11 protein-coding genes are annotated in these 11,305 nt (G+C 43.7%); 8 read left to right on the forward strand and 3 right to left on the reverse strand.

Annotated features, from left to right (window positions below; translation table 11 throughout):
- Positions 1–111: 111 nt before the first annotated feature.
- The 4 genes from THEPK_RS12200 (at position 112) to THEPK_RS12220 (ending at position 2,417) form a co-directional block, all read left to right on the forward strand.
- A complete protein-coding gene (locus tag THEPK_RS12200; RefSeq protein WP_042696758.1) occupies positions 112–489 on the forward strand; it encodes a hypothetical protein in 378 nt (125 codons plus the stop codon).
- 257 nt (positions 490–746) lie between these two features.
- A protein-coding gene (locus tag THEPK_RS12805) for an IS982 family transposase (RefSeq protein WP_156882084.1) occupies positions 747–1,618 on the forward strand; the annotation gives its coding sequence in 2 pieces (ribosomal slippage) (positions 747–1,173 and positions 1,173–1,618; 873 coding nt in all).
- A gap of 129 nt (positions 1,619–1,747) precedes the next feature.
- On the forward strand, positions 1,748–2,059 hold the full coding sequence (locus tag THEPK_RS12215) for a hypothetical protein (protein ID WP_342764016.1): 312 nt from the start codon (positions 1,748–1,750) through the stop codon (positions 2,057–2,059).
- A gap of 1 nt (position 2,060) precedes the next feature.
- Complete coding sequence (locus THEPK_RS12220; RefSeq protein ID WP_042702648.1) at positions 2,061–2,417, forward strand: ASCH domain-containing protein; 357 nt, start codon at positions 2,061–2,063, stop codon at positions 2,415–2,417.
- On the opposite strand, the gene THEPK_RS12225 is transcribed toward THEPK_RS12220, so the two are convergent.
- A complete protein-coding gene (locus THEPK_RS12225) occupies positions 2,409–3,911 on the reverse strand; it encodes a carboxypeptidase M32 (RefSeq protein ID WP_042702651.1) in 1,503 nt (500 codons plus the stop codon). The two genes, THEPK_RS12220 and THEPK_RS12225, sit on opposite strands and share 9 nt — an antisense overlap.
- Before the next feature lie 130 nt (positions 3,912–4,041).
- Here THEPK_RS12225 and THEPK_RS12230 point away from each other — a divergent pair, with 130 nt between their 5' ends.
- From THEPK_RS12230 to THEPK_RS12245, 4 genes are all read left to right on the forward strand, one after another.
- The gene (locus THEPK_RS12230; RefSeq protein WP_042702653.1) at positions 4,042–5,319 is read left to right on the forward strand and encodes a bifunctional L-myo-inositol-1-phosphate cytidylyltransferase/CDP-L-myo-inositol myo-inositolphosphotransferase; all 1,278 of its coding nucleotides are present in this window, start codon (positions 4,042–4,044) and stop codon (positions 5,317–5,319) included.
- A 183-nt stretch (positions 5,320–5,502) separates the two neighbouring features.
- A complete protein-coding gene (locus tag THEPK_RS12235; RefSeq protein ID WP_042702656.1) occupies positions 5,503–7,320 on the forward strand; it encodes an aldehyde ferredoxin oxidoreductase family protein in 1,818 nt (605 codons plus the stop codon).
- Between the two features lie 36 nt (positions 7,321–7,356).
- Positions 7,357–7,605, forward strand: a complete 249-nt coding sequence (locus THEPK_RS12240) for a ubiquitin-like small modifier protein 1 (RefSeq protein ID WP_042702659.1) — start codon at positions 7,357–7,359, stop codon at positions 7,603–7,605.
- Positions 7,606–8,724, forward strand: coding sequence for a tungsten cofactor oxidoreductase radical SAM maturase (locus THEPK_RS12245; protein ID WP_042702662.1), 1,119 nt, complete (start codon positions 7,606–7,608; stop codon positions 8,722–8,724).
- A gap of 290 nt (positions 8,725–9,014) precedes the next feature.
- Here THEPK_RS12245 and THEPK_RS12250 read toward each other — a convergent pair whose 3' ends face one another.
- Together THEPK_RS12250 and THEPK_RS12810 are read right to left on the reverse strand one after the other, a co-directional pair.
- Positions 9,015–10,169 (reverse strand): alanine racemase, encoded by a 1,155-nt coding sequence (locus THEPK_RS12250; protein ID WP_042702664.1) that lies wholly within the window; start codon positions 10,167–10,169, stop codon positions 9,015–9,017.
- Between the two features lie 130 nt (positions 10,170–10,299).
- Positions 10,300–11,171 (reverse strand): IS982 family transposase gene (locus tag THEPK_RS12810; RefSeq protein ID WP_156882209.1). Its coding sequence is split into 2 segments (ribosomal slippage): positions 10,300–10,745 and positions 10,745–11,171, totalling 873 coding nucleotides; the frame shifts between segments, so codons are not numbered across the junction.
- Positions 11,172–11,305 lie beyond the last annotated feature (134 nt).

An 11,305-nucleotide genomic window follows, 5' to 3' on the forward strand; every position in this document is an offset into this window, starting at 1 on the left:
ACCCTACGCCAGCACTCAAGCAGACTCAACCATTATCACAAATAAAAAAAGGGTAGGATAGAAGTTCAGGCAATAACGAGAATCCTGCCGGGTTTACTGTATCCGGTTGCTGTGAAGATCACAACTTCTGAGAACGAGCTGATTGAACTCCTGCCGGGGGGTTCTGGGAATTTTTATGCTGATGGGGCTTATGATTCAAAGAAAGTTCTGAACACTGTGGTGGAAAAGGGTTATCGGCCGATTGTTAAGAAAACTAAGAACGCTCCAGGTGGTTTTGGTAGTAAGAAGAGAGACAGAGTGTTTTCTGAAGAAGAGTACAGGCATAGGAATCCTCATGAGGGGTTCTGGGGTGCGTTTACAACGTGGTTTGGCAGTAGGATCCCCTGTTTTCTGAAAAAGACTACTGTAACCCGAATCCTGCTTGGGGTAATGTGTTATGGTCTGAAAATCCTCCTCAGAGTCAAATACTGTTTAAATAACAGGGGGTGAAACTAAACACGCCCTCTTTTTTTGGTAGCCTATCTGTATCGAGAACTAAAAGAGACTTCTACATGTGCAAACATTTATAAAGCAAAGAAGATTAGAACGAATGCAAAGGAAGAATCCCGTTAGAGCGCGGAACGTTAGAATCATCCGATAATACACTGTTCTGTTCTCTAATGGACGTAAACTTGAGGAGATGTAAACATACCCTAGTTCCCATTAGATCGTTAGAGTTATAAGCACTTAAGTCTTTTGGTTGATTGGTGGTTGTTATGAACTTTCAGCAGGAAATCCTGATCATAAAATCCGAAATCTATCCGATAATCAGCAAACACTACCCGAAAAACACTCACAGGGAAATAATCAGCCTCTACGACCTAATAACCTTCGCAATACTAGCACACTTGCACTTTAACGGAGTTTACAAGCACGCTTACAGAGTCCTAATCGAAGAAATGAAGCTGTTCCCCAAAATCAGGTACAACAAACTAACAGAACGCTTGAACAGGCACGAAAAACTCCTGCTCCTAGCGCAGGAAGAATTATTCAAAAAACACGCCAGAGAATACGTTAGAATACTGGACTCAAAGCCCATTCAGACCAAGGAGTTGGCCAGAAAAAACAGGAAGGAGAAGAAGGGTTCTTCAGAAATCATCTCTGAAAAGCCCGCAGTTGGGTTTGTTCCCTCTAAAAAAAGTTTTACTATGGGTACAAGCTGACCTGTTACTCTGATGGAAATTTGCTGGCTTTACTGTCTGTTGATCCGGCGAATAAGCATGATGTGAGTGTTGTCCGGGAAAAGTTCTGGGTGATTGTTGAGGAGTTTTCTGGCTGTTTTCTGTTTTTGGATAAGGGTTACGTTAGTAGAGAACTTCAGGAGGAATTCCTGAAGTTTGGCGTTGTTTACACGCCGGTGAAGCGGGAGAATCAGGTTAGTAATCTGGAGGAGAAGAAGTTTTACAAGTACTTGTCTGACTTTCGCAGGAGGATTGAGACTTTGTTTTCGAAGTTTTCTGAGTTTCTTCTGAGGCCGAGCAGGAGTGTTAGTTTGAGGGGGTTGGTTGTCAGGATTTTAGGGGCGATTCTGGCCGTGAATCTGGACAGATTATACAACTTCACAGGTGGTGGGAACTAGGGTGTTGAGATAAAAGCTGGAAACGTTGGCTTTGGATTCAGAAGGCCCTGGGTAAAAGAAAATGTCGCGCTTGTTGGGGATGCCGCTTTGCAAATAAAGCCTCTAACGGCGGGAGGTATTGTATACGGGATGCTCTGTGCTCATGCGCTTAGATACGCCATAAGAAGGAATAATTTAGCTATGTATGAAAAGCTCTGTGGAGACATAAAGAAACAGATCGCCTTTGGACTCAGGGTTAGAAAGCTTTTCAAAGACCTTGACCAAGAAAAAATAGAGAAGCTCTTCGAGGTTCTTTCAACCAGAGAAGCGATAGAGGTAATTGAAAACTACGCTGATTTCGACGACCACAAGAAAACAATAACAGCCCTTGTAAAGCACCCGCGTTTGCTTGCTAAGGCATTGAAAGTTACTCCGATGTTATTAAGATACCTGGTGATGTAAAATGGAGTGGGAAATGGGGCTTCAGGAGGAGTATCTGAGGCTGATAAAAGAGGGGAAAAAGAAGATTGAGGGAAGGCTGTACGATGAAAAACGAAGGCAGATAAAGCCGGGAGATGTAATAATTTTTGAAGGGCGCTTGAAAGTAAGAGTAAAAGCATTGAGGGTCTACCCATCGTTCAAGGAAATGCTCGAGAAAGAAGGGCTCGAGAGGGTTCTCCCAAACGTGAAGAGCATAGAGGAAGGAGTTGAAGTTTACAGGAGGTTCTACAGCGAGGAGGAAGAAAAGAAATATGGTGTTGTGGCGATTGAAGTTGAGCCAATAGAGGAGATAGAAAAAAAGGAAGAGACTTCAGTCTAGATATTTTTCCTTTATATATCTTATGAAGTACTCTGGGTTCACGCCTTCTCCGAAGCTCCTTTCGAGAAGCTCCTTTGGTGGATACATGCTTCCGTATTTGTGTACTTTTTCTCTCAGCCACTCCCTTATCGGTGCAAATTCTCCGTTTGCGACCTTTTCGTAGAAGTCCGGGATGTCCTTAAGGATGTAGCTCCTAATCTGCGTTGCTAAGAGCGTTCCTAGGCTGTAGGTCGGGAAGTAGCCAACGGTTCCGTGGGCCCAGTGGATGTCCTGGAGAATTCCTTCCTTGTAGTTCTTTGGTCTTATGCCGAGAAGCCTTTCCATCTCATCGTTCCAGAGCTCGGGTAAATCCTTGGCCTTGACATCTTCGTTTACCATGAGCTTCTCAAGTTTGTACCTCAAGAGAATGTGGAAGTTGTATGTTACTTCGTCAGCCTCGACTCTTATGAAATCTGGCCTGACCATATTGAAATAGTTATAGAGGTCCTCTTCAGTGTATTTTGACATGAACGGGAGGTTTTCCCTGAGAATTGGATAAATCAATCCTGCAAATTCTCTGCTCCTTCCGATTATGTTTTCCCAGAACCTGCTCTGGCTTTCGTGGATGCCGAGAGAGACGCCTCCTGCTATGGGTGAGAACATGAACCTCTCATCTATTTGCAGCTCATAAAGGGCATGACCGAATTCGTGGACTACAGCTAGGAGAGTTCTCCTGAAGTCAAAGCCCTCGTATCTGGTTGTTATTCTCACATCGTGGATTCCAAAACTTGTCGTGAACGGGTGAGGTGATACATCCAAGCGCCCTCTTGTTCCAAGGGGGTATTCCAAAAGTTCGAGAACTTTCAAGTTGATTTTCTTCATGGTCTCAACATCGTACTCCTCTTTCTCCAGAGGATGCTCCTTAGGAACCCTGCCTTCTTCGAGTATTTTGTCAAGAATCGGCTTAAGATCTTTTTCGAGCTTTTCAAATATCGGGTCAAGGTCTCTCGTTCTCAGCCCTTCCTCGTAGAGGTCAAGGAGGGCATCGTAGGGATACTCCTCATAGCCGAGGTAATCTGCCGCTTTCTTCGCAAGCTCTATTATCTTGTCAAGCCACGGCTCAAACTTCTTGAAGTCATCCTTTTCTTTTGCCTCAGCCCATGCCATGGTCGCTTTGCTTCTGACCTCGCTTAACTCCCTAACGAACTCTGGAGGGAACGCCTTTGCTATTTTTATTTCCCTCTGCAGTACTCTAACAACTCCCCTTTCGTAATCGTTTAGCTCTTCCCCAGCTGCTTTTTCTACCAGCTCAACGAACTTTGGCTCCAGCATGAAGCTGTGCGATAAAACAGAGAGCTCTCCCTGGGCAGTGCTTCTTTCGGCTATTCCCATCTTGGGCATGTTTACCTCCATGTCCCATCCAAGGACGCTCTGAGCGTGTCCAATTGCCCATATCTTCTTATAGTGGGCTAGAATCTGTTTTATGGTCTCGTTTTGGAATATTTCCTCAACCATTTTTGTTCACCTATGTGTATCTAAGTTCACCACATTTTTAACTCTTTCGACATGCATCTTAACGCAAAAAACATGCTTGAAAATGCCAAAACTTTTTAGAAAACTATGAAAAGACATTGAGTGATGTAAAATGAAGGCGGTAATTCTGGCGGCAGGTCTTGGAACCAGAATGGGAAAACTCAGCGAGAAAACTCCTAAAGGGTTAATAAAAGTTGCTGGAAGGGAGATACTTTACAGAACGATGAAAATTCTCAAAGGGGAAGGAATTGATGAATTCGTGGTTGTTACCAACCCGTTATACAAAGAAAAGTTTGAGGAATTTTTAAGGAAAAATAACTTTAGATATCAGCTCGTGATTAATGATTCTCCCAAAAAGGGGAATGGATACAGCTTATATCTCGCCCGTCCATACGTCTCGGGCAGGTTTGTCGTAGTGATGAGCGACCACATCTATGAAGAAGCTTTCATAAGGGAAGCTCTGAAAGGTAATGGGCTTGTAGTTGATAGGGACGGGAAATTTGCAAACATAGATGAAGCAACAAAGGTAAAACTAGAAAACGGAAGGGTAGCGGATATTGGAAAAGCACTTGAAGAGTACGACGCCTTGGATACGGGATTTTTTGTTCTAGAGCCGGATATCTTCGAGATAATAGAAAAGCTGGTCAAAGAAAAAGAGGAGCTAGAGCTGGCCGAGATCGTTAAAGAGACTAAGCTGGAAGTCTTTGAGGTAAATGGGTTTTTCTGGATGGACGTTGATACGCCGGAAGACATCAAAAAAGCCAAGAAGTTCTTAATAAAGAACGCCATAAAAGGCAGCGGAGATGGCATTGTCTCGAGGCATCTGAACAGAAAGATATCCACAAAAATCAGTGAAGTTCTCATCGATTATGTGGAACCAATCCATATGACGATTTTTTCTTTCGCTGTCGGAATAATTGCGGCTTTTATGGCCTTCATCAGTCCCCCTGTAGGAGGGTTATTATACCAGCTGAATTCAATTCTCGATGGAGTTGACGGGGAAATAGCAAGAGCTGCAATGAAAACAAGCAGGTTTGGAGGATATTTTGATTCAATCCTAGATAGATATATCGACTTTTTTGTGTTGCTGGGGCTTGCTCTCAACTTAAACCCCGACATATGGGGGTGGGTAGTGGTTTCCCTGGCTCTCTTTGGGTCTGCTATGGTAAGTTACTCAACAGAACGTTACAAAGGTGAATATTTTGTTGACATATATAAAGTAATTCCTCAGATGAAGTACCTATTCGGAAAGAGGGATGAAAGAATCTTCTTAACTATGATCCTCTGTCTAGTGGGCAAGATATCGTGGATTTTCATCATATTGGCGTTGATAACCCACCTTAGGGTGTTTGCTACGATTTATTTGGTGCAAAAAAGAGAAGATTCCTGAAGCAATCTATGAACAAAGACATACATTAATGGATTTTTACTCAACATGATGTCTTTGTGTGGATATTATTGTTTAATATTATCCTTTTACACTTTCCTTTTTTGCAAACTGTTTTATTTTCGTCAAATTTTATAAGTAGATAATGCGCAATTATATATTGATATTTGTTTGAGGTGTTGCTTTATGTTTGGGTACATTGGGAAAATATTGAGAGTTAACTTAACAACAGGAGAAATAAAGACAGAAGAATTGAAGGAAGAAGACGCAAAGAACTTTATTGGTGGCAGAGGTCTCGCAACAAAGATTCTCTTGGAGGAAATAGACCCAAAAATTGATCCATTCAGCCCAGAAAACAAGCTAATCTTCGCCACGGGCCCCTTGACCGGAACAACCGCCCCAACCGGCGGTAGATACATGGTGGTCACAAAGTCCCCACTAACTGGTTTTATAGCCTCAAGTAATTCTGGTGGCTTCTTTGGGCCAGAACTTAAAGCTGCTGGTTATGACTTCTTGATTATTGAAGGAAAGGCAGACCATCCAGTTTACATTAGCATAAAGGACGATGACGTGGAAATTAAAGACGCTTCCCACCTTTGGGGCAAGAGAGTTAGCGAAACAACTGACAAGCTCCTTGAAGAGTTCGGAGACAAGAAAGCGAGGGTTGCATGTATAGGCCCAGCTGGAGAGAAACTGGTAAGGTTTGCCAGCATAATGAACGATAAACACAGGGCTGCTGGGAGGAGCGGCGTTGGTGCTGTGATGGGAAGCAAGAACTTAAAGGCTGTCGTCGTCAGAGGAACAAAGCAGGTAGAGCTTGCTGACAAAGAAAAGTTCATGAGCGTCGTTAAGGAGAAGATAAAGAAGGTAAAGGAGAATCCAATTACGGGCGGAGGACTTCCACAGTATGGAACTGCAGTTCTAGTAAACATAATCAACGAGAATGGTCTTTATCCAACGTACAACTTCCAGACAGGAGTGTTCCCATATGCATATGAGCAAAGCGGTGAAGCTTTGGCCGCGAAGTATTTAGTGAGGAACCACCCATGCTTTGCATGTCCAATTGGATGTGGAAGAGTCTCATATCACCCAGCTGTAGGAATTACAGAGGGACCTGAATACGAAAGCATATGGGCTCTTGGTGCAACCTGTGGTATAAACGACCTAGCGAGTATAGTGATAGCAAACCACCTCTGTGACGAACTTGGTCTTGATACGATTTCAACGGGTGGAACGCTTGCTGCTGCAATGGAGCTCTACGAAAAGGGCATCATAAAACAGGAGGAACTTGGAGATGCACCCCCGTTGAGATTTGGAAACACTGAAGTGCTCCATTACTACATTGAAAAGATAGCCCTTAGAGAGGGCTTTGGGGACAAACTGGCTGAAGGAAGCTACCGCTTGGCTGAGAGTTACGGCCACCCAGAGTATTCAATGAGCGTTAAGAAGCAGGAGCTCCCAGCATACGATCCCAGAGGAGCAGAAGGACACGGTGTTACTTATGCCACCTCTAACAGAGGCGGATGTCACGTTAGGGGTTATATGATAAGTCCAGAAATCCTCGGTGTTCCGGTGAAGCTTGATCCTCATGATGTAAGCGAAGAGAAAGCCAAGTGGGTTAAGATATTCCAAGATTTGACTGCAGTAATCGATTCTGCTGGACTGTGCCTCTTCACAAGCTTTGCACTTGGAGCAGATGATTATGCTGAGATGCTAAATGCTGCAACGGGCTTTGAATACACAACTGACGAGTGGCTCAAGGCGGGAGAGAGAGTATGGAACATTGAGAGGATCTTCAACCTTAAAGCCGGTTTAGTCCCAGAGAAAGACGATACCCTACCCAAGAGGTTCCTAGAGGAGCCAATGCCTGAAGGCCCCAACAAAGGACACGTAGTGAAACTCCACGAAATCCTTCCAAAATACTACAAGCTCAGAGGCTGGGACGAGAAAGGATATCCGACTGAGGAGAAGCTTAAGGAGCTTGGTTTGGACAAGTATTATTAACTTTTCTCTTCTCCATTTATTTTTGGGTGAGGAAAAATGGTTAAGGTAAGGGTTTTTGCTACACTCAGGGGCATTGTTGGAAAGAGCGAGCTCGAAGTTCAGGCTGATACGGTGGGAGAACTTTTGGAAAAGCTCTACAGCGAATATCCCGAAATGAAAAAAGAGCTCGAAAAGGGGGTTATTATCTTGGTTAATGGAAAGAACATTGAACATCTTGAGAAGCTTGATACCAAACTCAAGGACGGGGATGTGGTGAGCATATTCCCTCCAGTGGGAGGCGGTTGAATGCATGAGTTTCATTGGGACAACGCAAAAATTCTCCTCCCCAAAGCTCCAGATATGAGGTACCTCTACATTGAAATAACAAACCGATGTAATTTGAGATGTGAGATGTGTTTTAAGCAGTACTGGGAAGATGAAGAGGGCGATATGGATTATGACCTTTTCTTGAAAATTCTGGATGATGCAAAGGAGTTTCCTGACTTAAAGATGATCTATTTTGGGGGTATTGGCGAGCCTCTTGTGCATCCCCGTTTTATGGATATGGTGAGGGAGGTAAAAAAGAGAGGATATGCGGTGGGTATTTCAACAAACGGCTTTCTTCTTACGGATGAGCTGATTAAGGAGCTCGTGAAGCTCAGGGTCGATTTGATTTACATTTCACTTGACGCAATCCCCACGCAACCAACAAGATTGGGGCATATAATGCCCAGCGTTACAGTTGAACGGCTCAAAAAGTTCGCGGAGATGAAGAAACGGGAAAACACAGAAATTCCGCACGTTGGAGTTGAAGTGGTTTTGACAAAAGAGAACTACGCCCAGATGGCCGAGCTGGTGAGGTATCTCTCCAGGTTTAACGTAGATGCCCTGCTTTTCTCAAACTTAATGCCAATTACAGCGGAGCATGCAGAGATGGTAATTTATGACGGAAGCGTTGACATAGACAAGGCGCTTTCCAAGCTTTATCTACAAACATACCGCGGATTTCCAGTTAAAATTGCGGAATTTAAGCTTAGGACTGAAAGACACTGTGACTTTGTCGAAAACAATGTCGCCGTGGTTAGGTGGGACGGAGAAGTTGTGCCGTGTTATCGCTTCCTTCACACATATCCAGAGTACATTTTTGGAAGGCAGAAAAGAGTGGAACCTTATTCCTTTGGCAATGTAAAAGAAAAATCCCTGAAAGAGATATGGACAAGCAGGGAATACACGTGGTTTAGGTTTAGCGTTAGAAACTCTCTCTATCCTTCCTGCACGGATTGTCCCGTTGTCGATGCGTGTGACTATGCCAAGGGCTCGAAAATGGACTGCTGGGGAAACGTACCAAGCTGTGGAGATTGTCTGTGGGCGAGGAGAATAGTTCTCTGCCCTATTCCAAGAGAAGAACATGGAAAGTTCTGGTGATATTTCATTCAGCACCATAAGATTTTTGAAAATTCAGTGGCAATGTCCTCTTTTTATTTCATTGAAGCTGCTATTGCAGTTAGTTCCTGAGCGTTCTAGAACCGTTGTTCCAATGATGAGGGGAAGAGCTATGTACGCTGCCAACTCCCCAAAACTCTCATACCAAAGCACTAAGAATCAATGAGACGAATGGATGCAACTTCAATAATAAAATATGAGGATAAATATAGCTTATAATCAACTGGCTGCCGCTTGAATAGTGCTAACCTCCAAGATTTCTCCCCCTTAGCTCAATCGGCCATTACATTTGCAATTACTTCCACGATTCTCGCCCCATTCCTCATATCAACCTTGATAATCCTCTTAACTTTTCCGTTTTTGTGTCCAACAAGGTAACTGGTAGCGTTGTTTGTTATACATGAGTGGTTTGGTATGATGTTTATCCTGCTCCCGACCTTCACATCGGGTTCATTACTTATGTCTACTTCACCGACTTCCTCAGATAAGCCGAAGATTACGGCGTTAGGATGCTCAACTATGTGGCCAAATCCCTTAACGACTTCAATTCCATGAGCGCCTTTGTCCAACCCAAGGTACTTGCTACCGGCATTTATTATTGCAATCTTTCCTCCAGAGTGCTGTGGTATTGAAAGTACTGTGGCCAAGACCGTTAGGGCACAGTCTTCTAATGTTGCAGAACCGAACACCATTGCCTGTAACCTATCGTAGTAAATATAGTTGCCGGGGAATAAGTGCGTGTATATAGGTTCTTCCACGTCAAACCTCAACGTTGGAGTGGAACCGGTACCAACAATTTCAGGCTCGAATCCAGCACTCCTTAAAGAGTTAACCACACCTTCGATTTTTCTTGCAACATCCTTCGCAATGTTTTCCACTTCCTTGGGGTTGCTGGAGCCATAAACGTGTCCGGGATGTGTTGCTACTCCTGCGAAGTTTAAGTTCTTATATCTCTCCAGAGACTTCACGAAGTCTACAACTTTCTCCGGGCTTACTCCGAATCTATGCAATCCAACATCAACCTTGACAACGTAGTCCAAGCTGATACCGTATTTTTTGAGTTGTTCATCTAAAAACTTTGCATTTTCCTTATTGTCAATCCTAAGTATAACGCGAGTGCCACTCTCAGCAATCCTCACAACGCGTTTAAGGTTTACTTCATCAGCTACGGGATATGCGAGCATTAAAGCCTTAGCCAGCCCGCTCTCTGCAAGAACCTCCGCCTCATCTATTGTCCCACACAAGAACCCGTCGGATCCATGATCTTTTTGAAGCCTTGCAATGTACGTGGACTTGTGGGTTTTTATCATTGGCCAAAGTTTCTTGTTGTTTTTGCGGGCCTGATCTGCAGCATTTTTAATATTTTTCTCCAGCTTTTCTAAATCCACAAGAACGGCGGGTGTTGGCAGGTCGAGTATAGACACCATTTTTACCACCACGTAAGTTTATCTCCTCTTAACTAGAACACACCAAAGCATTTAAGTGTTAGACCCGGATGCTGGAAAAGTTAAACATAAAACCGTCACGTAGCACTAATCCTTCTCTTTTTAACACACCCTAGTTCCCACCACCTGTGAAGTTGTATAATCTGTCCAGATTCACGGCCAGAATCGCCCCTAAAATCCTGACAACCAACCCCCTCAAACTAACACTCCTGCTCGGCTTCAGAAGAAACTCAGAAAACTTCGAAAACAAAGTCTCAATCCTCCTGCGAAAGTCAGACAAGTACTTGTAAAACTTCTTCTCCTCCAGATTACTAACCTGATTCTCCCGCTTCACCGGCGTGTAAACAACGCCAAACTTCAGGAATTCCTCCTGAAGTTCTCTACTAACGTAACCCTTATCCAAAAACAGAAAACAGCCAGAAAACTCCTCAACAATCACCCAGAACTTTTCCCTGACAACACTCACATCATGCTTGTTTGCCGGATCAACGGACAGCAAAGCCAACAGGTTCCCATCAGAGTAACAGGTCAGCTTGTACCCATAGTAAAACTTTTTTTAGAGGGAACAAACCCAACTGCGGGCTTTTCAGAGATGATTTCTGAAGAACCCTTCTTCTCCTTCCTGTTTTTTCTGGCCAACTCCTTGGTCTGAATGGGCTTTGAGTCCAGTATTCTAACGTATTCTCTGGCGTGTTTTTTGAATAATTCTTCCTGCGCTAGGAGCAGGAGTTTTTCGTGCCTGTTCAAGCGTTCTGTTAGTTTGTTGTACCTGATTTTGGGGAACAGCTTCATTTCTTCGATTAGGACTCTGTAAGCGTGCTTGTAAACTCCGTTAAAGTGCAAGTGTGCTAGTATTGCGAAGGTTATCAGGTCGTAGAGGCTGATTATTTCCCTGTGAGTGTTTTTCGGGTAGTGTTTGCTGATTATCGGATAGATTTCGGATTTTATGATCAGGATTTCCTGCTGAAAGTTCATAACAACCACCAATCAACCAAAAGACTTAAGTGCTTATAACTCTAACGATCTAATGGGAACTAGGGTAATCTTGGGCATCCTCGAAGACGTCGTTGACGTCGAAGGGGCTGATGGCAAAAAGTTCCTTGAAGCAGTAATGACGA

The sequence above is a fragment of the Thermococcus sp. PK genome (assembly GCF_000430485.1).
Lineage (GTDB): Archaea > Methanobacteriota_B > Thermococci > Thermococcales > Thermococcaceae > Thermococcus_A > Thermococcus_A bergensis.

What these genes read in the sequence shown, in the direction of transcription:
- THEPK_RS12215 (WP_342764016.1), top strand. Translation starts at nt 1,748, where the DNA reads ATGCTCTGTGCTCATGCGCTTAGATACGCCATAAGAAGGAATAATTTA.
- THEPK_RS12220 (WP_042702648.1), top strand. Translation starts at nt 2,061, where the DNA reads ATGGAGTGGGAAATGGGGCTTCAGGAGGAGTATCTGAGGCTGATAAAA.
- THEPK_RS12225 (WP_042702651.1), bottom strand. Translation starts at nt 3,911, where the DNA reads ATGGTTGAGGAAATATTCCAAAACGAGACCATAAAACAGATTCTAGCC.
- THEPK_RS12230 (WP_042702653.1), top strand. Translation starts at nt 4,042, where the DNA reads ATGAAGGCGGTAATTCTGGCGGCAGGTCTTGGAACCAGAATGGGAAAA.
- THEPK_RS12235 (WP_042702656.1), top strand. Translation starts at nt 5,503, where the DNA reads ATGTTTGGGTACATTGGGAAAATATTGAGAGTTAACTTAACAACAGGA.
- THEPK_RS12240 (WP_042702659.1), top strand. Translation starts at nt 7,357, where the DNA reads ATGGTTAAGGTAAGGGTTTTTGCTACACTCAGGGGCATTGTTGGAAAG.
- THEPK_RS12245 (WP_042702662.1), top strand. Translation starts at nt 7,606, where the DNA reads ATGCATGAGTTTCATTGGGACAACGCAAAAATTCTCCTCCCCAAAGCT.
- THEPK_RS12250 (WP_042702664.1), bottom strand. Translation starts at nt 10,169, where the DNA reads ATGGTGTCTATACTCGACCTGCCAACACCCGCCGTTCTTGTGGATTTA.